This window comes from Aeromicrobium duanguangcaii, assembly GCF_024508295.1.
Classification (GTDB): Bacteria; Actinomycetota; Actinomycetes; order Propionibacteriales; family Nocardioidaceae; genus Aeromicrobium; species Aeromicrobium duanguangcaii.
The window spans coordinates 2,210,687-2,230,682 of record NZ_CP101990.1 but is presented as its reverse complement, the minus strand read 5'-3'; the positions used below and the strand labels follow the sequence as shown (position 1 = coordinate 2,230,682).

Below are 19,996 nucleotides of genomic sequence, written 5' to 3'. Positions count from 1 at the left end.
GGCGCAATCTCCAGGAGCGTGATGGACGCCTTCCTCACCCCGCTGTTCACGGGGATCTCGATCGGCTCGGTGCTGCTGCTCGCGGCGCTGGGACTGACCCTCACCTTCGGCCAGATGGGCGTCATCAACATGGCGCACGGCGAGTTCATCATGGCCGGCGCCTACACCGCCTTCCTCGTGCAGGCGATCGTGCCCGACGACCTCTCCCTGCTCGTGGCCCTGCCGGTCGGCTTCGTCGTCGGCGGCCTGATGGGCCTGCTCCTGGAGGCGACCGTCATCCGCTGGATGTACCACCGGCCGCTGGACACGCTGCTGGTCACCTTCGGCGTTGGGCTGATCCTGCAGCAGCTGGCTCGCGACATCTTCGGCGCGCCGGCCAAGCAGGTCCGCTCGCCCGGCTGGCTGTCGGGCCAGGTCGACATCCTCGGCTACCAGTGGCCGGTGTCGCGGCTGTTCATCACAGCGCTGGCCCTCGTCGCGGTGGGGCTGCTCACCGCCGCGCTGACCTACTCCTCGCTCGGGCGCTCGATCCGGGCCACGGTGCAGAACCGCGACCTGGCCGAGACCCTCGGCGTCTCGACCCGCCGGGCGGACCGCACCACGTTCTTCATCGGGTCGGGCCTGGCCGGCATCGCCGGCGTCGTCCTGACCCTGGTCGGCTCGACCGGCCCGAACCTGGGCACCTCGTACATCATCGACGTCTTCCTGGTCGTCGTCGCCGGCGGCATCGGTCAGATCCGCGGCACGGTGATCGCCGCCTTCGGCCTGGGCATCGTGCAGTCGTTCCTGGTCCAGGCGACCAACGGCAGCGTCGCCAAGGCGCTGATCTTCGTCCTCATCTTCCTGTTCCTGCAGGTGCGACCCCAGGGCCTCTTCGCGGTCCGGACCAGGAGCCTGGTGTGAACCGATCCACTCTGAGCCGAGTCAGCGCGCCCGCGTGGCGCAACGCCGCCGGCATCGCGCTGATCGCCGTCCTGCTGTTCGCCGTCGCCCCGGCGGTCCTGAGCCCCTTCCGGCTCGACCTGCTCGCCAAGTACCTGTGCTGGGCGATCGTGGCCGTGGGCATCGGACTGGCATGGGGCCGCGGCGGGATGCTCGTCCTGGGCCAGGGGGTCTTCTTCGGCCTCGGCGCCTACGCGATGGCGTTCCACCTCAAGCTCGAGCAGGCCGGGCCCGGCGGCGTGCCGGACTTCATGGGCCTCTACGCCGGCGGGCAGATGCCCGGCTGGTGGGAGCCGTTCCGCAGCGGCCCGTTCACGCTCCTGGTCATCCTGGTCCTGCCGCCGCTGGTCGCCGCGATCGTCGGCTACGCGGTGCTCAAGCGCCGGGTGAAGGGCGCGTACTTCGCGATCCTGTCCCAGGCGCTCGCGGCCGCCTTCGCGATCCTGCTGATCGGCCAGATCAAGGTCACGGGCGGGTTCAACGGCCTCAACAACTTCACGACGTTCTTCGGCTACAACCTGTTCCTGCCCGAGAACCGCCTGATGCTGTTCCAGATCTGCTCGACGATCCTGGTGCTGTCGCTCGTGCTCATGGCGCTGCTCTACACGAGCCGCTTCGGCGAGCTGCTGATCGCCTCGCGCGACGCCGAGGAGCGGGTGCGCTTCCTGGGCACCGACCCGGCCAACGTCAAGCTGGTCGCCTTCGTGATCGCCGCCTTCCTGGCGGGCATCGGCGGCGCGATGTTCGTACCCGTCGTGGGCATCGTCTCACCGTCGAACGTCGATGCCGTCGCCTCGATCGGGCTCATCGCCGGAGCGGCGCTCGGCGGCCGGGCGGCGCTGTTCGGGCCGGCCGTCGGCGCGGTGGCCGTCGGCTTCGCCCAGAGCCGGCTGTCCGAGACCTTCCCGGGCGCCTGGTCCTACTTCCAGGGCGCCCTGTTCGTGTTCATCATCCTGCTGCTGCCCGGTGGACTGGCCTCCCTCACGGAGAAGATCGGCGGACTGCGCCGACGCCGGTCCCCGGCACGACCGACCCAGGTGGAGGTGGCGGCATGAGCGCCGTCGATCAACTCGTCCTGTCCGGGCTCACGGTGGACTTCGACGGGTTCAAGGCCGTCGACGGGGTCGACCTGACCATGACCCAGGGGGTGCTCAACTTCCTGATCGGTCCGAACGGGGCCGGCAAGACGACGCTCGTCGACGCGGTCACGGGGCTCGTCAACGGCACCGGCTCGGCCACCTTCCGTGGCGCGGACCTGCTGACCATGAAGTCGCACAGGATCGTGCGGCACGGCGTGGGCCGCACGTTCCAGACCGCGACGGTGTTCGAGGAGCTCTCGGTCCTGCAGAACCTCGACATCGCCGGCGGCGTGCACCGCAAGGCCTGGCGGCTGGCGCTGCCACGTCGCGGGGTGCCCGACTACGTCGCCTCGGCCCTGGACACGATCGGCCTGACGCACCTGGCCGACACCCCCGCGGGCTACCTCGCGCACGGGCAGAAGCAGTGGCTCGAGATCGGCATGCTGCTCGTGCAGGACGCCAGCGTCATGCTGCTCGACGAGCCCGTCGCGGGCATGAGCGCCGAGGAGCGGGACGCGACCGGTGACCTGCTGCGGCGGATCGGGACCGACCGCACGATCGTCGTGATCGAGCACGACATGGACTTCGTCCGCAACTACGCCGACCACGTCACCGTCATGCACGCCGGCAAGGTCCTGGCCGAGGGCACGGTCGCCGAGGTCCAGGCGGACCCGCGGGTCCAGGAGGTCTATCTCGGGCACGCCGCGGCGGTGGCCACGCCCGAGGAGCTGGCGGTCGTGGGCCTGGCCGTCGAGGACGAGGAGGAGGCATCGTGAAGCTGGAGTTCCGGGACGTCAGCGTCGGGTACGGCCGCACCACGGTCGTGCACGGCATCAGCCTCACCGTGCCGTCGGGCGGCGCCGCCAGCCTGATGGGCCACAACGGCGCCGGCAAGACCACGCTGCTGCGCGCGGCCGTGGGGCTGCTCACGCCCCGCAGCGGTCGCGTCCTGCTCGACGACGAGGACGTCACCCGACTGCGTCCGAGCCAGCGGGTGCGGCGAGGCCTCGGCTACGTGCCGCAGGGGCAGCAGTGCTTCCCGCAGATGACCACGCGCGAGAACCTGCGGCTGGTCGCGGACCGCCGGCCCCGGGGCGCCGCGCTCGTCGCGGAGGTCCTCGACACGTTCCCGGCCCTGACGGGTCTGCTCGACCGGCGGGCGGGGCTGCTCTCGGGCGGTCAGCGCCAGCAGCTGGCGATCGCGCGGACGCTCGTCACCGAGCCTCGGTTGCTCATCCTCGACGAGCCGACCGAGGGCATCCAGCCCAACGTCGTCGACGAGATCGAGCAGGTCATCGCGTCGCTGACCGAGCGCGGGGACCTCACGGTCCTGCTGGTCGAGCAGCACGTCGGGTTCGCCCTGCGCGCGACGGACACCTATCACGTGATCGAGTCGGGCCGGATCACCTCCAGCGGGGACGGTGGCGCGCATGCCATCGACTCCGTCCGCGCGGCGATGGCGGTCTGACGTGCACCTGACCCCCGGCGACACCGAGAAGCTGCTGCTGTCCGTCGCCGGCATGGTGGCTCGCGACCGCCTGGCGCGCGGCGTGCGACTCAACCACCCCGAGACGGTCGCGCTGCTGACGACGTGGGTGATCGAGAGGGCCCGCGAGGGCGTGGGCGTGCCCGAGCTCATGATCGCCGGCCGGGCCGTCCTGAGCCGCGACCAGGTCATGCCCGAGGTCGTCGACATGCTGTCCGACGTCCAGGTCGAGGCCACCTTCCCCGACGGGCGCAAGCTCGTCACCATCCATCAGCCGATCGCCTGAGGAGACGACAGTGGGTTCAGTGTCACGCGGCCCGGGGGCCGTCCGCGTCGCCGAGGGCACGCTCGAGATCAACGCCGACCGCACGCCCGAGCAGCGGCTCACGCTCGTCGTGCTCAACACGGGGGACCGCCCGGTCCAGATCGGCTCGCACATCCACCTGCCCGACGTGAACGCGGCGCTGGAGTTCGACCGCGAGGCCGCCCGCGGCTTCCGGCTCGACATCCCGGCGGGCACGTCGCGCCGGTTCGAGCCGGGGGCGTCGCGCGAGGTCGACCTCGTGACGCTCGGCGGCCGCGGTCACGTCCCCGGCATCCAGGTCCGTCGGGCGGCGGAGGACTGATGCGCCTCTCACGCTCCGAGTACGCCGCCCTGTTCGGCCCGACGGCCGGCGACCAGGTGCGACTCGGTGACACGGACCTGTGGATCGAGATCGAGCAGGACCTCACGTTCGGTGGCGAGGAGGCCGTGTTCGGCGGCGGCAAGTCGATCCGCGAGTCCATGGCCCAGTCGACCGCCACGCGAGCGCAGGGTGCGCTCGACACCGTCATCACGAACGCGATCGTGCTCGACCATGCCGGCATCGTCCGTGCCGACGTCGGCATCCGCGACGGTCGGATCGTGGCGCTGGGGCGGGCCGGCAACCCGGACATCGCCGACGGGGTCCACCCCGACCTCGTGATCGGCCCGTCGACCGACGTCATCTCGGGCGAGGGCCGGATCCTGACCGCCGGAGCGATCGACGTCCACGTGCACTTCCTCTCGCGGTCCCAGCTGGTCGAGGCGCTCTCGACGGGAATCACGACGGTCGGCGGCGGCGGCACGGGCCCGTCCGAGGGCTCGAAGGCCACGACCGTCACGCCCGGCGCGTGGCACCTGCGCACGATCCACCGCGCGCTGGACTCGCTCCCGCTCAACGTGCTGCTGATGGGCAAGGGCAACACGGTGTCCGCGCCGGCCCTGGCCGAGCAGGCGCTCGCCGGCGCCGGCAGCTACAAGGTGCACGAGGACTGGGGCGCCACGCCCGCCGCCATCGACGCCGCGCTGCGGGCCGCCGACGAGCATGGCCTGCAGGTGGCCCTGCACTCGGACTCGCTCAACGAGGCGGGCTACCTCGAGTCGACCGTCGGCGCGATCGCCGGACGCTCGATCCACGCCTTCCACGCCGAGGGGGCCGGCGGCGGCCACGCTCCCGACATCCTGACGATCGCGTCGCTCCCGCACGTCATCCCGGGCTCGACGAACCCGACCCTGCCGCACACCGTCAACACCGTCGCCGAGCACCTCGACATGCTGATGGTCTGCCACCACCTCAACCCGCGGGTGCCCGAGGACCTGGCGTTCGCCGAGTCCCGGATCCGGGCCACCACGATCGCGGCCGAGGACCTGCTGCACGATCTCGGGGCCCTGTCGATCACCTCGTCGGACGCCCAGGCGATGGGCCGGATCGGCGAGGTCGTCACGCGCACGTGGCAGGTCGCCCACGTGATGAAGGACCGCTTCGGATCGCTCGGCGGCCCGGCCGACAACGTCCGGGCCAAGCGCTACGTCGCGAAGTACACGATCAACCCGGCGATCGCGCACGGCCTCGACGACGAGATCGGGTCGGTCGAGCCCGGCAAGCTGGCCGACCTCGTGCTCTGGGACCCGCGGTTCTTCGGGTTCCGACCCGAGGTCGTGCTCAAGGCCGGCGCGCTGGTGTGGGGGTCGCTGGGTGATCCGAACGCCTCCATCCCGACACCGCAGCCGCAGCTGATGCGCCCGACGCTCGTCGACCCGGCCAGCGGGGGAGCGGACCACGCGGTCACGTTCGTCTCGCCCGCGGCGATCGATGCGGGGCTGGCCGACGACCTGGGCCTGCGTCGCCGCCTGGTCGGCCTCAAGCCCACACGCGACATCGGCAAGGCCGACATGGTCCACAACGACGCCCTGCCCGACATCCGCGTCGATCCCGAGACCTTCGCGATCCACGTCGACGGAGAGCTGGTCCGGCCCGCGCCGGCCGCGTCCCTGCCCCTGACCCAGCTCTACTCGCTGTTCTGAGCGCCATGACCTCGCCCGACCTGATGCTCATGCTGCTGGCCGACGCGCGCCTGCCCACCGCGGGGCACACGCAGTCGGCCCAGCTCGAGCCGGCCGTCGAGTCGGGCCTCGCGGCCGGGCAGGTGCCCGACTTCATCGCGCTGCGACTCGCCACCGTCACGCGGGTCGAGGCGGCCACGGCAGTCGTGACCCTGCACCACGTGCGGGCGGGCCTGCCGCTGGACGCGGTCGAGCTGGCCTGGGCCGCGCGAACGCCCAGTGCCGCCATGCGCGCGACGTCCCGGGCCATGGGCCGCGCCCTGACGCGGCTGGTCTCGCGACTGTGGCCCCAGCACCCGACCATCGCCGCGCTGCCACGCGGCACGTCGCGGGCGGTGGTGCTGGGGGCGGCGGCCGACGCGGCCGGTCTCGACGCCTGCGCACTGGCTCGTCTCGTGGGCTACGACGACGTCCAGACGGTCGCCGCCGCAGCGCTCAAGCTGCTGCCGCTCGACCCGGCCGAGGTCGCCGCGTGGGTCCTTGCCGCCCTGCCCGCGGTCGACCGGCTCGCCGCCGACGTCGCCCACCTGACCACCCCGGCCGGCATCCCGGCCGCCGGGGCACCCCGGATCGAGGCGTGGGCCCAGGCCCATGCCGCCACCACCAGGAGGTTGTTCAGTGCCTGAAGCACCCATGAGCCCGTCGTCCCGAGCCCTGCGCGTGGGGGTCTGCGGCCCGGTCGGCACCGGCAAGAGCTCGCTGATCGCCCTGGTCTGCTCACGATTGGCCGACCTGCTGAGGATCGGCGTCATCACGAACGACATCTACACCGACGAGGACGCGCGCTTCCTGCGCTCGGCCGGCGTGCTCGATCCCGAGCGGATCCGCGCCGTCGAGACCGGCGCCTGCCCGCACACCGCGATCCGCGACGACATCACGGCGAACCTGCTGGCGGTCGAGGAGCTCGAGGAGGACTTCGCCCCGTTGGACCTCGTGCTGGTCGAGTCCGGTGGCGACAACCTGACCGCCACGTTCTCGCCGGCGCTGGTGGACACCCAGATCTTCCTCATCGACGTGGCCGGCGGAGGTGACGTCGCGCGCAAGGGCGGTCCCGGCATCACCCGCGCCGACCTGCTCGTCGTCAACAAGACCGATCTGGCGCCGTACGTCGGCGTCGACGCGAAGCAGATGGTGGCGGACGCCGGCGCCGTCCGGGAGGGCCGTCCCGTGATCGCCCTGTCGCGCAGTGACGAGGAGTCCGTCGGCGCGCTGACGTCCTGGCTGCTCGAGCAGCTCGGCTCGCACCGGGCGGGGATGCTCGTCCCGGAGGACCCGGGACCGATGGCGGCCCACTTCCATGCCGACGGCACGGCGCACACCCACGGCGGCGCCGATGACGACCACGTCCACGTGTGAGACCTCGAGCCTGACCCGCGTCGAGGTGCGCCGGCCCGAGGCCGGCGGAGGGTGTGAGGTGCTGCTGGGGTGCTCGGGACCGGCAGACCGACCGCTCGTGCGACCGATGCTGCTGAGCTCGGACGAGGACGGCGCCCGGGTCTCACTCGTGCCGGAGGGCGCCCTGCTGCTGGCCGGCGACGCCGTGCGGATCGAGGTCGTCGTCGGCCCGGGCGCCCACCTCGAGCTGGTCGAGCCCGCCGGCACCGTGGCCTACGCGATGGACGGCGGGCGCGCGCGCTGGGACGTCGACATCACTCTGGACGCCGCGTCGAGCCTGGTGTGGGCCGGCGAGCCCTTCGTCGTCGCCGAGGGCGCGCGGGTCGACCGGCGGACCCGCGTGCGGCTGGGCTGGGACGCACGGCTGGCCCTGCGCGAGATGCTCGTCCTCGGGCGCCACGGAGAGCGTCCGGGAGTCCTCGCGCAGGACCTGACCGTCCTCGGGCCCCGTGACATCCCGGTGCTCCTGGAGTCGCTGCACGTCGGTCCCGGGTCCGGTCCGCTGCTCCTGGGCGCACGGGTCATGGGGACGGTCACGGTGGTGGGGGACCGGTTGCCCCCGACGACCGCGGGGACCCGGCTCGAGCTCGAAGGATGCGGCACGATGGTGCGGCACCTGGCCGACGAGGCCCACCTGGCCGTGCCCCACGAGGCGTGGGCTCAGGCGCGTCAGCTCGTGCGGGCGATCTGCTCCTCGACCCGGAACTGCATCCCGTCGGCCTTGGCGAGGTAGACGTCCTGGTCGAGCAGGTTCCCGTCCAGGCGCATCAGGCCGCGTGGACCGTCGTAGAAGGTGCCCGACTCGAACCCGGCGATCGCGTCCATGCCCACCCCGCCGCAGCGTCGGCCGAGCCGGCCGAGGAACCAGATCGCCTCGTAGCAGGACTCGCCGACGGCGTTCAGCGCCGGCGCCCACGGCCCGAATCGGCGGTGGTAGTCCGTGGCCAGCTCGTGGCTCTCGACGGTGTCGAGTCCGTCGAAGTACGCGGCGGCGGCATAGAGGCCACGGTGCGCGTCGGCGCCACCGCCGAGGAGCGTGTTCTCCTCGACCGCCGGGCTCAGCCGGGCCAGTCGGTCGTCCAGGCCCTGCCGCGCGAACTGGCGATTGAAGTGCACCGCGTCCTGGCCCATCAGCAGCATGATGACGCCGTCGGCCTGCTCGCCGCGCAGTGACTCGAGCACGCCGTCGAAGTCCCGGGTGCCCAGCGGGACGTAGGTCTCGCTGACGACCTGCGAGGCCGTGTCCCGCAGCGCGAGGCGCGCGGTCGCGCCGGTGACCCGCGGGAAGACGTAGTCGTTGCCGACGACGGCCCACCGCCGCACGCCCAGCTCCTCGCGCATCCAGTGCGCCGCCGGCAGCAGCTGGTTGATCGGTCGCTCACCCAGCATGAAGACGCCGGGAGTGTCGTCGCGGCCCTCGTGCATCGCGGCGTAGGCGTAGACGACCCGGCCGCCGATGCGGCGGGTGATCGCCTGGCGCACGGCCGAGATGTGCCAGCCCGCGACCGCCTCGACCGCGCCGGACGTGACCAGCGCGTCCACCTCGGCCGCCACGACCTCGGGCTGGCGGCCGGCGTCGACGACCACCAACTCGACCTCGCGCCCGGCGATGCCGTCATGGGCGTTCAGCTGCTCGGTCGCGAGCTCGCCGCAGGCCAGGCACGAGGGGCCGTAGATCCCCGTGGGTCCCTGCAACGGCACCACGAAGGCGACGCGCAGGCGCGACTCGGAGGTGGCGATGGCGGGGGTGACCACCCGCCCAGTCTGCGCGCCGGAGGCGACGGTCACGAGGGGGCGACGGCAATCGTCACGGGCCCGACACATGACTTCACGACGATGTAACAGCGTGTGACGCGAGGGCCGTACCGGATGGTTCCAGACGGCAGTATCGTGATCGCGAGGAGGGAGACCACGATGCTGCACCACCCCATGGGCGCGACCCTGCGGCTCAAGCACGCCGAGTCGGCGCTGCGTCGTGCCGTGCTGCCGGTGCTGTCCGAACAGGGCCTGACCTTCGAGCAGTGGCAGGTGCTCGCCGCCCTGCGGGAGCAGCCGGGACTGCGGATGACCGACCTCGCCGAGCTGGCGGTGCTGCCGGCTGCCAGCCTGACCCGGCACGTCGATCACCTCGTCGAGCACGCCCTGGTGATCCGGCGTGTCGACCCGGCCGACAAGCGGCGCGCCGTCGTGGCCCTCTCGGGCCTGGGCGAGCAGCTTGCGGCTCGCGTGCACGACATCGAGGCCGCGGTCGCCGAAGACCTCGACGTCCCCGCGTCTCGCTCCTGAGCCTTCCGAATCGACCGGTCCGGTCAGCAGGTCGTCGTGGTCGGCTTGGACGAGAACCGGTCGGCGGTCCAGTCCAGCAGCTCGTCGACGAACGGGCTCTCCTCCCGCAGCAGGTCGCCGTGGCCCCGGCCGGCGTAGGTCCGGTAGTCCAGTGACTGCCCGGCGGCGCAGCGGTCGCGCACGTAGTCGTCCTGGAGCCGCAGGGTGACGACCCGGTCGCGCTCGCCCTGGGCGATCAGCAGCGGGGAGGTGATGGCGCCCGTCGCGTCGTTCTCGCTCAGCCGGCGGGCCAGTGCCCCGTCGTACAGCGAGCCCGCGACGAAGCGGTCGGCCATCACCTGGGCCTGGGTCAGGGAGACCCGCGAGGCCTTGGAGCGCAGGCAGCGGCTCGCGATGCGGTCGATCGGCAGCTGCGCGCTGGCCCGGACGTGGTCGTCCACGTCGACGTCGTCGTACGTGGCCTCGTAGGCGGCCAGCGCATAGGCGACGAAGATCGTGCCCACGGGCCGGCGCTGCAGGTCGCGCAGGAAGGTCGTCGGGTTGCTGACGGGCGAGACGGCGGCGACGCCTGACAGGGCGACGTCGGGCGCGTAGTCGGGCTGCGTCATGGCGGTCCACAACGCGGCGTGACCGCCCTGGGAGTGGCCCCACACGACCGTGCGGCGACCCAGGTTCAGCTGGGGGATGCGCCGGGCCGCGCGCACGGCGTCCAGCACGGAGCGCGCCTCGCCCGATCCGATCAGGTAGGGCTGTACCCCGCCGGTGCCCAGTCCGGGATAGTCCGGGGCGACGACGGCCCAACCCCGATCGAGCGCCGCGTGCACGGCGGCGATGCCGCCCGCGCCCACCGTGTTGCGCTGGCGCAGGCTCGGAGCGCACCGCGACTCCAGGCCGGTCGTGCCGTGCGCCCACGCGATGACCGGCGTGCGCGACATGAGCTGGTCGTCCGGGACAGCGACGACGGCGCTGGCGATCGTGGGCTCGTCGCCGGCGCGCGTGGTGCTGTAGAGGATGCGCCACGCTCGGGCGCCGGTGGGGACGTCGGTGGTGAACGGCTCGGCGCGCAGCAGCAGTCCCGGCGAGCGTGGCGTGTCGGCCGGCGCGGTGTAGAAGCGGCCGGGCTCGGGCGACGTCGACGTGATGACGACGGTGTAGCCGCAGAGCGCCAGCGCGGTGACGAGGACGAGCGTCGCGGCGACCGGACGGGGGAGCGCGCGCGCGAGGCCGGGGAAGCCCACCAGGACGAGCCGCACTCCCAGCAGCACCCCCAGGACGAAGACCGAGATGTCGGGCCAGGCCAGCGCCAGCAGGCCCAGCAGGACGAGTCCGGTGCCCCACGCCGCGTCCCACCACGACCGGCGCCGATGGACGGCCAGGAGTCCCTCGCCGATGAGGACGACTCCCAGGGCCGTCACGAGGGCGCGGACTCCCCACACCGGGCGCACCGCGAGCACGACCGCCGCCGCCACCAGGAGAGCTCCGATCAGCCGGTCACGCGCCGACCGGGTCGTGACCAGCTCGTGGAGTCCGGCCACGGCGAGCCCGACCACGGTCACCACCAGCAGGGCGTCGACCGCGCTGAGGGGGCGGGCGATCGCGACGACGCCCGCCAAGGTCGCTGCGGCGACCAGCACGGCGGCTCCGCGGCCGGAGGCTCGGTCGGTGCGCATTGCGTCCACCGTAGTGCGGCTCCCGCCGGTCATCGGTCAGATCGGGCCGCGGGTCGCGGTCCGCGCAGTACCGGGTTTCCATGGAGGAAGCGGTCGATGCGCCCGGCGCACCGCGAACGACGGAGGAGAACCCATGCGCGCAGTCGTGATGCACGAGCCCGGCGACGTCCGGGTCGAGGACCGGCCCGACCCGCGGATCGAGGAGCCGACCGACGCGATCATCGCGGTGACCGCGGCCTGTGTGTGCGGCAGTGACCTGTGGCCGTACCGCGGCGCCGAGTCCGTCCACGACCAGGTCATGGGTCACGAGTACGTCGGTGTCGTGGAGGAGGTGGGTCCCGAGGTGAGCACGATCAAGGGTGGTGACTTCGTCGTGGGCTCGTTCTGGGCCTCGGACGGCACGTGCGAGATCTGCCGGTCCGGGTACGAGGCCTACTGCGTGCACCGCGTGCCGATGGGGGCGATCGGGACCCAGGCCCAGCGTGCGCGGATCCCGCTGGCGGACGGCACGCTCGTGGCGACCCCCGCGATGCCCGACGAGGACCTGCTGCCGTCGCTGCTGACGGCGTCGGACGTGCTGGGCACCGGATGGTTCGCGGCCGTCGCCGCGGAGGCCGGGCCGGGGAAGACCGTGGCCGTCGTGGGGGACGGCGCCGTCGGCCTGATGGGGATCCTGGCGGCGCGGCGGCTCGGGGCCGACCGGGTCATCGCCTGCAGCCGCCACGAGGACCGGCAGGCGCTGGCACGGGAGTTCGGCGCCACCGACATCGTGACCGAGCGCGGCGACGACGCGGTCGTCCGGATCAAGGAGCTGACGGACGGCCTGGGCGCGCACTCGACGATCGAGGCGGTGGGAACGCAGGAGTCCATGATGCAGGCGATCGGGGCGACGCGACCCGGTGGCCACGTCGGCTTCGTGGGCGTCTCGCACGACGTCGCGATTCCCGGCGGCCCGCTCTTCATGGCCGGCGTCCACCTCCACGGCGGGCCTGCGCCGGTGCGGCGCTTCCTGCCCGAGCTGATCGACCTCATCTGGAACCGCGAGATCGACCCGGGCCGGGTCTTCGACCTGCAGCTGCCGCTGGAGGACGCCGCCGAGGGCTACCGGGCGATGGACGAGCGCCGCGCCATCAAGGCGCTGCTCTGGCCGTGAGCCGGTGAGGACTCAGTCACCCGGCAGGTGCACGCCCAGCTGGGCCCGCACCTCGTCCATGAGACCCATGACGCGGAGGGTCTCGTCCCACGGCAGCAGGGACGACTCGCGGCGGCCGTCCGCGACGCAGCGGGCCAGCTCGACCGCCTCGTACCGTAGCCCGAGGTGACCTTCGGAGACCTCGGGCTCCCAGACCTCGAGCGTCCGGCCCGTCGGGTCCGCCAGGCGGATGGCCGTGGGCTGGTAGAACGGGCCGGCCAGCTCGAGGCGGGCCCGCGTGCCGGCGATGCCGGCGGTGGTCGGGGTGGAGGCCGACATGCAGGCCGTGAGCGCCGCGACGGTCCCCTCGGCGCCGCGCAGGGCGATGGTCTCGTGCTCGTCGACGCCGAGCGGGGTCAGGGTGCCCACGGCGCGGACGTCCTCGATCAGGGGCATGAGCATCGCGGCGAGGTGCACCGGATAGACGCCCAGGTCGAGCAGCGCGCCGCCGGCCAGCTCGGGTGCCGCCAGCCGCGCGGGTCCGTCCGGGTACAGCAGCTGACCGTGATCGGCCTCGATGAGGCGCACGTCGCCGAGCACGCCCTCCTCGACGGTCCGGCGCACCACGTCGTAGCCGGGCAGGAAGCGGGACCACATCGCCTCGACGCAGGTCACCCCCGCGGCCTCGGCGGCGGCCAGGACCTCGGCGGCCTCGTCGGTGGTGCGGGTGAACGCCTTCTCGACCAGGACGTGCTTGCCCGCCGCGATGGCGAGCAGGGCATGGTCGCGGTGCTCCGAGTGCGGGGTGGCGACGTACACGACGTCGACCTCGGGATCGGCCACGAGCTCCTCGTAGGACCCGTGCGCCCGGGCCAGGGAGAAGCGCTCGGCGAACCGGCGGGCCCGCTCGTGATCGCGCGATCCGATCGCGACGACCTGCTGCGTGGTGCCCTCCAGCAGCGCCTCGGTCATGGCGGCGGCGATGTGCCCGGCTCCGAGGATTCCCCAGCGCAGGGCGGGCGCGTCGCGGGGATCGGGCGTCCGAGCTGAGGGAAGTGCCATGCCCTGCATCGTAGGGCGATGGCAGGATCAGGGCATGGATCTGACGCTCACCGAGGACCAGCGCGGCTTTCGCGCTCTCGCCCGTGAATTCCTCGACCGCGAGGTCGTGCCCCACCGCGCCGAATGGGACCGGGTCGAGTCGGTCGACACCGCGATCATCCCCAAGCTCGGCGACATCGGCTTCATGGGCCTGACGATCCCCGAGGAGTACGGCGGCATCGGCGGCGACTACGTCACCTACGTGCTCGCGATGGAGGAGCTCGGCCGGGCCGACTCGGCGATCCGCGGCATCGTCTCGGTCTCGACGGGGCTGTTCGGCAAGTCGGTCCTGCAGTTCGGCAGCGAGGAGCAGAAGCAGCGCTGGCTGCCCGGGATCGCCTCGGGCCGGCTGCTGGGCTGCTTCGGTCTGACCGAGCCCGACAACGGCTCGGACGCCGGCAACCTGCGCACGCGCGCCGTGCGCGACGGCGACGAGTGGGTCATCGACGGCTCCAAGATCTTCATCACGAACGGCACGTGGGCCGACGTGGCGCTGGTCTTCGCCCGCACGGGAGGCCCCGGTCCCAAGGGTGTGTCCGCCTTCCTGGTCCCGACGGACACGCCCGGCTTCGAGGCGACCGAGGTGAAGGGCAAGCTCGGCCTGCGTGGTCAGGCGACCGCGGCGCTGTCCTTCAGCGGCATGCGCGTGCCGTCCGACGCCCTGCTGGGTGAGGAGGGTCAGGGCTTCCGCATCGCGATGACGTCGCTGGACAAGGGCCGCGTCGGCATCGCGGCCAGTTGCGTGGGCATCATCCAGGGCTGCCTCGAGGCGTCGATCGAGTACAGCACCGCGCGCGAGCAGTTCGGCCGGCCGATCGCGTCGTACCAGCTGGTCCAGGACATGATCGCCGAGATGTCGGTGGACGCCGACGCCGCGCGACTGCTGACGTGGCGCGCCGCCGACCTGATCGATCGCGGCGAGAAGTTCAGCATCGAGGCGTCCAAGGCGAAGCTCTACGCCTCCGAGCAGGCCGTCAAGGCGGCGAACCTCGCGATCCAGGTCTTCGGCGGCTACGGATACGTCGACGAGTACCCGGTGCAGAAGTACATGCGCGATGCGCGGGTCATGACCCTCTACGAAGGCACCAGTCAGATCCAGAAGCTCATCATCGGGCGGGCCGAGACCGGGATCAGCGCCTTCTCGTGAGCGGCGTCGCCTTCGACCTGCTCATCGCCCTGGTCATCGTCGTCGGTCTGGCCGGCGCGATCGTCCAGGTGATCCCCGGCGGCTTCGTCGTCGGCGGCGCCGTCATCGTCTGGGGTGTCGTCACGGGCGGCGCCACGGGATGGACGGTGGCGGCCCTCGCGCTCGTGCTGGCGATCGTCGGGATGGGGCTGAAGTACCTGCTGGCCGGTCGCTACCTGCAGCGGCGCGGCATCCCGAACCGCAGCCTCGTCGTGGGCGCGGTCCTGGGCGTCGTCGGCTTCTTCGTCATTCCGGTCGTCGGCCTCTTCGTCGGCTTCGTCGGGGGCACGTACCTGTCGGAGCTGCACCGGCTCGGTGACGAGCCGGCGGCGCGCCGCGCCACGGGCCACGCGCTGCGCGCCACCGGCATCGCGATCCTCGTCGAGCTCACGGGCGCCCTGCTGACTGCGGGTGCCTGGCTCGTCGCCGTGCTGGTCGTCCGCCTCTGAGTGGGCGGGGTCGCCCCGAGGCGGCCTACGCTGCCCGTATGAGCGTCGACGAGCCGCACGCGGACTTCACCTCGCAGAAGCTGAACTGGCTGCGCGCCGGGGTCCTGGGCGCGAACGACGGCATCGTGTCCGTGGCCTCCCTCGTCGTCGGCGTGGCCGGCGCCACGAGCGACACCGGGGCCATCGCGACCGCGGGCACCGCGGCGCTCGTCGGCGGCGCGGTCTCGATGGCGCTGGGGGAGTACGTCTCGGTCAGCAGCCAGCGCGACAGCGAGGAGCACATGATCGGGCTGGAGACCCGCGAGCTGCGCGATGACCCCGAGGGTGAGCTCGAGGAGCTCGTCGAGATGCTGCAGGATCGCGGCATCGAGGAGGCGACCGCTCGTCGGGCGGCGCGCGAGATGACCGCGCACGACGCGCTCGCGGCGCACCTCGAGGTCGAGCTGGGCATCGACGCCGACGACCTGGTCAGTCCGTGGCATGCCGCGTTCTCCTCCGCCGTGGCGTTCACGGTCGGCGGCCTGCTGCCGCTCGTGGCGATGCTGGCCACCGGCCAGGACGCGCGCCTCGTGGTCACGTTCGCGACGGTGCTCGTGGCGCTGGCCCTGACCGGCACCATCTCGGCCCAGATCGGCGGCGGGGTCAAGAGTCGGGCCGCCATGCGGCTCGTGGTGGGCGGCGCGCTGGCGCTGGCTCTGACCTACGTGATCGGGCGCCTGCTGGGCTCCAGCGGCATCGTGTAGCCGCTCGTCAGTCAGTCGGTCGGCTCGTCCTCGTCGAACGGGACCGATCGGTCGGCGTCCGGGACGGCAGCGCCGTCCTGGTCGTCCTCGTCGTCCCAGGCATCGCGTTGCTGGTCGGCGGCGTCGGCGGGCTCGGCCGTGGGGATGAGGTCCGGGTCGGCGGTCGTCTGGGGCTCTTCCGGGTCGATGGTCATGGTGGCCTCCTTCGCTGTGTCCGATCGTGCCTCACCCGGCAGGTTCTCGCAGGTGCGCGACCGCGCCCGGGCCTCTAGGTTCGGGCCCATGGACGACTCGTACACACCCTCGGAGCGTCGGGGCTACCGCCGGATCGCCATCGTCGGAGTCCTGCTGCTGCTGGCCCTGGGCCTGTTCCCCGCGACCGCCGCCGTCTTCGATGAGACGAACGAGGGCGCGATCCTGCCCGTCTTCGTGCTCGTCATGATCCTCGTCGGGGCACTGCTGTGGGTCTTCGTCCCGGCGATCGCCGGTGAGGGACGCCGTCTCGGACACCGGATCGCCGTCGGCGCCGCCGCGGGCCTGGCCGCGGCCGCCGTGGCCGTCATCGTCTTCTACTCACTGCTGAACGGCTACTCCGGGACGTGACCTGGTTCTCATGGGTGGTGTGTGACACATCACATGTGACTACGATGACCTCCTGACACTCGGGAGGTAGTCATGCGTCGGATTCTCGTCGCTCTAGTCATGACCACGGCACTGGCCGCGGTTCCGTCCGCGCCGGCCTCGGCGACGACGATGTCGCCCAGCACGTTCGACCAGCGGCTGCACGACCTGACCAACAGCGCGCGCCACGCGCGGGGCCTGGGCACGCTGCGCTTCGACTCGTGCCTCGACCGGTACGCCCAGCGCCAGGCCCGGCGGATGGCCGCCCAGCAGCGAATGTTCCACCAGAACCTCTCGGCGGTGCTGCGCCGGTGCAACGCGCGCGCCGTCGGCGAGAACGTGGCGCACGGGTTCAGGACGCCCCGGTCCAACATCCGCGGGTGGCTGAACTCGCCCGGTCACCGTCACAACATGCTCAGCCGCAAGTACACGCGCCTGGGCATCGGCATGGTGCGCGACGGCCGCGGGCACACGTGGACCGTGCAGCTCTTCGGCCGGCCCGCCTGAGTCTCACTGCAGGGTCGCGGTGAGGCGCATCGCGTTGTCCACGAACCGAAGATGGGCCGGACGCCGCGTCCACTCCTCGAGCGTCAGCTCGCGTGACGCCGCGCGGTAGCTGTCCTCGACCTTCCTGATCTGCTGGACGACCATCGCGTCGGGCAGCAGCAGGATCATCTCGTAGTTCAGGGCGAACGAGCGCATGTCCATGTTGCTGGTGCCCAGGACGGCGATGTCGTCGTCGATGCTCAGGTGCTTGGCGTGCAACACGAGTGGGGCCGGGTAGAGCCAGATGCGGACGCCGGCCTCGAGCAGCTCGCGGTAGTACGACGCCTGCGCGTGCCCCACCATGAACTGGTCGGCCTGCTCGCTGACGAACAGCTCGATGTCGACTCCGCGCTGCGCGGCGGTGGTGACGGCGTAGAGCAGCGTCTCGTCCGGGACGAAGTACGGGCTGGTCAGCGAGATGCGGTGGCGCGCGTTGTAGAGCAGCGAGGTGAACAGGCGCAGGTTGTTCTCCTCCTCGAAGCCCGGCCCGCTGGGGATCAGCTGGGCGGCCACGCCCACCACGTCGCGGGACGAGTGCGGCGACTGCTCGACCTCGTGGGTCGTGATGTCGAGGACCTCGCCGGTCTCGAGGGCCCAGTCGGCGCTGAACAGCGCGTCGATCGTGGCCACCACGGGGCCCTCGACCCGGCACCACAGCTCGACCCACGCGCGGCCGATCCTGCGGTTCTTCGGCTTGTCGTACGAGGGATGGGTCAGGTTCAACGAGCCGGTGAACCCGACGACGTCGTCCACGACGAGCAGTTTGCGGTGGTTGCGCAGGTCGGGCCGGCGGAAGCGACCCTTCAGGGGCAGCAGCGGCATCATCAGGTGCCACTCGATGTCGGACGCGGCCAGCCGCCGCTTGAGCGCTCGATAGCCGTTGATGCGGCGGGTTCCGAGGTGGTCGAAGAGCAGCCGGACGGTCACCCCCCGGGCCGTCGCGCGGTCGAGGGCGTCGAAGAACGGCGTCGTCATCTCGTCGAGCGCCACGATGTAGAACTCGACGTGGACCCGCTCGCGGGCCAGGTCGATCGCCGCGATCATCTCGTCGATCGACTCCTGGTAGTCCGGCAGCAGCGTGACGTGGTTGCCGGCGGTGAGCGGCATCGACGCCAGACGGCGGTTCAGGAGCACCAGCGGCGCGACGTAGTCGGGTGCGTCGGCGGGGACCGGCGCGGTGAGCCCGCGCGTCTCCTGGGCGATGACGCGATTGGCGGCGGTCAGCTCGCGGTGGCGGTGGTGCCCGATGCGCGCGCTGCCGAAGAACAGGAACGCGAGCGCGCCCACGAACGGCGCGAAGGCGATCAGGATGAGCCACGCCATCGCGGTCTGGGGCCGGCGACCCTCGGGGATGAACCCGATCGCGGCGATGTTGATCGCGAAGTGGGCGACCACGGCGACCACCGAGAGGATCGTGCCGACCTCGCTCATGGCCGCACGTTACCGCTGGCGGGACCGCTCGGTCACCACTCGCGCCGGCCGCGCTTGATCTGGCTGCGCCGCTTCTTCGCGTCGAGTCGCCGCTCGACGGACCCACGGGTGGGCCGGGTGGGCCGGCGGCTCTTCACGGGGCGCAGCGCCTCCGCGACCAGCTCCTCCAGCCGCTGCACCGCGTCCTCACGGTTGCGCAGTTGCGACCGGTGCGCCGAGGCGACGACCGACAGCTGGCCGTCGACGAGGCGTCCGCGCAACCGCGAGAGGACCCGCGCCTTCTGGTCCGCCGTGAGGACGCTGCTCTCGCCGGGGGACCAGAGGACCTCCGCGCGGGTCTCGGTGGTGTTGACGTGCTGGCCCCCGGGTCCGGACGAGCGGCTGAAGCGCCAGGTCAGCTCCGACTCGGGGAGTCGGACGACCGGCCGGTCAGGACTCATCGTCGGCGAGCAGGCCGTACAGCCGCCGGCGCGTGTCGGCCACGATCGCGGCCGCCTGGGCCTGGTGGGCGGGGGAGCCGTCGGTCATGACGTGGCGTGCCGCGGACATCAGCGACTTGAGCGCGGTGTTGAGCGCGGCGGACTCCGCGGGGATGCCCCGGCCGAGCTGCTCGGAGTCCCAGGGCTCGCCGAGCGCCTCGCGGTTCTCCTCGACGTAGGCCGCGCCGGTCTCGGTCAGGCTCGCGGTCTTGCGCCCCTCGACCCGCGTGAACTCGATCAGGCCCTCGTCCTCCAGCTGCTGCAGCACCGGGTAGATCGACCCGGGGCTGGGGGACCAGGCGCCGTCGCTGCGCGCGGCGATCTGCTGGATCAGGCTGTAGCCGTGCGCCGGTGCCTCGGCCAGCAGCAGCAGCGCAGCCGCACGCACGTCGCCGCCCTTGCGTCCGCGCCGCCCACCGCGTCCCGAGCGGCCCGGACCGAGCTCCCAGTCGAAGTCGCGCGGACCACTGCGCCGCGAGCGGTGGGGGTGGCGGGGGCGCCCGGCAGGTCGGTGCTCGGTGCGATGCATGATCGTCCCTCTCGGTTCGGCACGACGACAGCCGTCGTCGACACGTCAACGATAGGTCGACGGTCCGGCGACGGCGGCGCGGTGGGTCCGAACTCAGCCCTGCACGTAGTTCGAGAGCTGGTCGCGCTCGAACTCCAGCTGGTCCATCCGGAACTTCACGGCGTCCCCGATGCTGAGGATCCCGACGACCTCGTCGTTCTCGATCACCGGCACGTGGCGCACGCGGTGGTCGGTCATCGTGCTCATCAGCGAGCCGAAGGAGTCCTCGGGCCCACACACCTGGACGTCGGTCGTCATGATCTGCGAGACGGTCGCCGAGCGCGGGTGCTCCAGGCCGCGCAGCTTGCGCACGACGTCGCGCTCGGAGACGATCCCGCCCATCGAGCGGCCGTCGCTGCTGACCACCAGGGCGCCGACATTGTGCTCGGCGAGCATGTCCAGCAGCTCGTCCACGGTGGCGTCGGGCGAGATGGTCAGGACGGTGGCACTGCCCTTGGCAGTGAGGACGTCGCGTACACGCATGGGGCCTCCTTGGTTGCTCGGCAGTGTAACGCTG

Annotated in this window: 25 protein-coding genes; 17 read left to right on the top strand and 8 right to left on the bottom strand. The window is 72.1% G+C overall.

Annotated elements, in window-relative coordinates:
• Positions 1 to 21: 21 nt before the first annotated feature.
• The 10 genes from urtB to NP095_RS10990 are packed head-to-tail and all read left to right on the top strand — an operon-like array spanning position 22 to position 8,000.
• Positions 22 to 903 (top strand): urea ABC transporter permease subunit UrtB, encoded by an 882-nt coding sequence (urtB, locus tag NP095_RS11035; protein WP_232418846.1) that lies wholly within the window; start codon positions 22 to 24, stop codon positions 901 to 903.
• A complete protein-coding gene (urtC, locus tag NP095_RS11030; RefSeq protein ID WP_232418847.1) occupies positions 900 to 1,997 on the top strand; it encodes an urea ABC transporter permease subunit UrtC in 1,098 nt (365 codons plus the stop codon). The genes urtB and urtC overlap by 4 nt, the downstream gene beginning before the upstream one ends.
• Entirely contained in the window at positions 1,994 to 2,797 is an 804-nt protein-coding gene (urtD, locus tag NP095_RS11025; RefSeq protein ID WP_232418848.1) for an urea ABC transporter ATP-binding protein UrtD, read from the top strand. Before urtC ends, urtD begins: the two co-directional genes overlap by 4 nt.
• Positions 2,794 to 3,489 (top strand): urea ABC transporter ATP-binding subunit UrtE, encoded by a 696-nt coding sequence (gene urtE, locus NP095_RS11020; RefSeq protein ID WP_232418849.1) that lies wholly within the window; start codon positions 2,794 to 2,796, stop codon positions 3,487 to 3,489. Before urtD ends, urtE begins: the two co-directional genes overlap by 4 nt.
• 1 nt (position 3,490) lies before the next feature.
• The gene (locus NP095_RS11015) at positions 3,491 to 3,793 is read left to right on the top strand and encodes an urease subunit gamma (RefSeq protein ID WP_232418850.1); all 303 of its coding nucleotides are present in this window, start codon (positions 3,491 to 3,493) and stop codon (positions 3,791 to 3,793) included.
• A 10-nt stretch (positions 3,794 to 3,803) separates the two neighbouring features.
• On the top strand, positions 3,804 to 4,133 hold the full coding sequence (gene ureB / locus NP095_RS11010; RefSeq protein WP_232418851.1) for an urease subunit beta: 330 nt from the start codon (positions 3,804 to 3,806) through the stop codon (positions 4,131 to 4,133).
• Complete coding sequence (locus NP095_RS11005) at positions 4,133 to 5,833, top strand: urease subunit alpha (RefSeq protein ID WP_304523555.1); 1,701 nt, start codon at positions 4,133 to 4,135, stop codon at positions 5,831 to 5,833. Before ureB ends, NP095_RS11005 begins: the two co-directional genes overlap by 1 nt.
• A 5-nt stretch (positions 5,834 to 5,838) precedes the next feature.
• A complete protein-coding gene (locus NP095_RS11000; protein ID WP_232418852.1) occupies positions 5,839 to 6,498 on the top strand; it encodes an urease accessory UreF family protein in 660 nt (219 codons plus the stop codon).
• Complete coding sequence (ureG, locus tag NP095_RS10995) at positions 6,491 to 7,228, top strand: urease accessory protein UreG (protein WP_306173258.1); 738 nt, start codon at positions 6,491 to 6,493, stop codon at positions 7,226 to 7,228. Before NP095_RS11000 ends, ureG begins: the two co-directional genes overlap by 8 nt.
• Complete coding sequence (locus NP095_RS10990) at positions 7,206 to 8,000, top strand: urease accessory protein UreD (RefSeq protein ID WP_232418853.1); 795 nt, start codon at positions 7,206 to 7,208, stop codon at positions 7,998 to 8,000. Before ureG ends, NP095_RS10990 begins: the two co-directional genes overlap by 23 nt.
• On the opposite strand, the gene NP095_RS10985 is transcribed toward NP095_RS10990, so the two are convergent.
• Positions 7,937 to 9,022, bottom strand: a complete 1,086-nt coding sequence (locus tag NP095_RS10985; RefSeq protein WP_232418854.1) for a substrate-binding domain-containing protein — start codon at positions 9,020 to 9,022, stop codon at positions 7,937 to 7,939. The two genes, NP095_RS10990 and NP095_RS10985, sit on opposite strands and share 64 nt — an antisense overlap.
• 159 nt (positions 9,023 to 9,181) lie before the next feature.
• Here NP095_RS10985 and NP095_RS10980 point away from each other — a divergent pair, with 159 nt between their 5' ends.
• Positions 9,182 to 9,553, top strand: coding sequence for a MarR family winged helix-turn-helix transcriptional regulator (locus NP095_RS10980; RefSeq protein ID WP_232418855.1), 372 nt, complete (start codon positions 9,182 to 9,184; stop codon positions 9,551 to 9,553).
• 23 nt (positions 9,554 to 9,576) lie between these two features.
• Here NP095_RS10980 and NP095_RS10975 read toward each other — a convergent pair whose 3' ends face one another.
• A complete protein-coding gene (locus NP095_RS10975; protein ID WP_232418856.1) occupies positions 9,577 to 11,223 on the bottom strand; it encodes an alpha/beta fold hydrolase in 1,647 nt (548 codons plus the stop codon).
• Positions 11,224 to 11,356: 133 nt separating this feature from the next.
• Here NP095_RS10975 and NP095_RS10970 point away from each other — a divergent pair, with 133 nt between their 5' ends.
• Complete coding sequence (locus NP095_RS10970; RefSeq protein WP_232418857.1) at positions 11,357 to 12,376, top strand: zinc-dependent alcohol dehydrogenase family protein; 1,020 nt, start codon at positions 11,357 to 11,359, stop codon at positions 12,374 to 12,376.
• A gap of 12 nt (positions 12,377 to 12,388) precedes the next feature.
• Here NP095_RS10970 and NP095_RS10965 read toward each other — a convergent pair whose 3' ends face one another.
• Complete coding sequence (locus NP095_RS10965; protein ID WP_232418858.1) at positions 12,389 to 13,417, bottom strand: Gfo/Idh/MocA family protein; 1,029 nt, start codon at positions 13,415 to 13,417, stop codon at positions 12,389 to 12,391.
• A gap of 34 nt (positions 13,418 to 13,451) precedes the next feature.
• On the opposite strand from NP095_RS10965, the gene NP095_RS10960 reads away from it, so the two are divergent.
• Genes NP095_RS10960 through NP095_RS10950 form a run of 3 tightly spaced genes read left to right on the top strand, consistent with a single transcriptional unit; the run spans position 13,452 to position 15,834 of the window.
• Positions 13,452 to 14,603: an acyl-CoA dehydrogenase family protein gene (locus NP095_RS10960; RefSeq protein WP_232418859.1), complete on the top strand. Its 1,152-nt coding sequence runs from the start codon at positions 13,452 to 13,454 to the stop codon at positions 14,601 to 14,603.
• Positions 14,600 to 15,091, top strand: coding sequence for a DUF456 domain-containing protein (locus NP095_RS10955; RefSeq protein ID WP_232418860.1), 492 nt, complete (start codon positions 14,600 to 14,602; stop codon positions 15,089 to 15,091). Before NP095_RS10960 ends, NP095_RS10955 begins: the two co-directional genes overlap by 4 nt.
• 38 nt (positions 15,092 to 15,129) lie before the next feature.
• Entirely contained in the window at positions 15,130 to 15,834 is a 705-nt protein-coding gene (locus tag NP095_RS10950) for a VIT1/CCC1 transporter family protein (protein WP_232418861.1), read from the top strand.
• A gap of 11 nt (positions 15,835 to 15,845) precedes the next feature.
• Here NP095_RS10950 and NP095_RS10945 read toward each other — a convergent pair whose 3' ends face one another.
• Entirely contained in the window at positions 15,846 to 16,028 is a 183-nt protein-coding gene (locus tag NP095_RS10945; protein ID WP_232418862.1) for a hypothetical protein, read from the bottom strand.
• Between the two features lie 88 nt (positions 16,029 to 16,116).
• Between NP095_RS10945 and NP095_RS10940 the strand changes: the two genes are divergently transcribed.
• Together NP095_RS10940 and NP095_RS10935 are read left to right on the top strand one after the other, a co-directional pair.
• Positions 16,117 to 16,437 carry a hypothetical protein gene (locus NP095_RS10940; protein WP_232418863.1) on the top strand — a complete coding sequence of 107 codons (321 nt, stop codon included), beginning with the start codon at positions 16,117 to 16,119 and terminating at the stop codon, positions 16,435 to 16,437.
• 99 nt (positions 16,438 to 16,536) lie between these two features.
• Positions 16,537 to 16,962, top strand: coding sequence for a CAP domain-containing protein (locus tag NP095_RS10935; RefSeq protein ID WP_232418864.1), 426 nt, complete (start codon positions 16,537 to 16,539; stop codon positions 16,960 to 16,962).
• A 3-nt stretch (positions 16,963 to 16,965) separates the two neighbouring features.
• On the opposite strand, the gene cls is transcribed toward NP095_RS10935, so the two are convergent.
• The 4 genes from cls to NP095_RS10915 all read right to left on the bottom strand — a co-directional run bounded on the left by cls (position 16,966) and on the right by NP095_RS10915 (position 19,962).
• Positions 16,966 to 18,432, bottom strand: coding sequence for a cardiolipin synthase (gene cls, locus NP095_RS10930; protein WP_232418865.1), 1,467 nt, complete (start codon positions 18,430 to 18,432; stop codon positions 16,966 to 16,968).
• Positions 18,433 to 18,464: 32 nt separating this feature from the next.
• Complete coding sequence (gene arfB / locus NP095_RS10925; protein WP_232418866.1) at positions 18,465 to 18,872, bottom strand: alternative ribosome rescue aminoacyl-tRNA hydrolase ArfB; 408 nt, start codon at positions 18,870 to 18,872, stop codon at positions 18,465 to 18,467.
• Complete coding sequence (locus NP095_RS10920; RefSeq protein WP_232418867.1) at positions 18,862 to 19,440, bottom strand: PadR family transcriptional regulator; 579 nt, start codon at positions 19,438 to 19,440, stop codon at positions 18,862 to 18,864. The genes arfB and NP095_RS10920 overlap by 11 nt, the downstream gene beginning before the upstream one ends.
• A gap of 93 nt (positions 19,441 to 19,533) precedes the next feature.
• Entirely contained in the window at positions 19,534 to 19,962 is a 429-nt protein-coding gene (locus tag NP095_RS10915) for a CBS domain-containing protein (RefSeq protein ID WP_232418868.1), read from the bottom strand.
• Between the last annotated feature and the right edge of the window lie 34 nt (positions 19,963 to 19,996).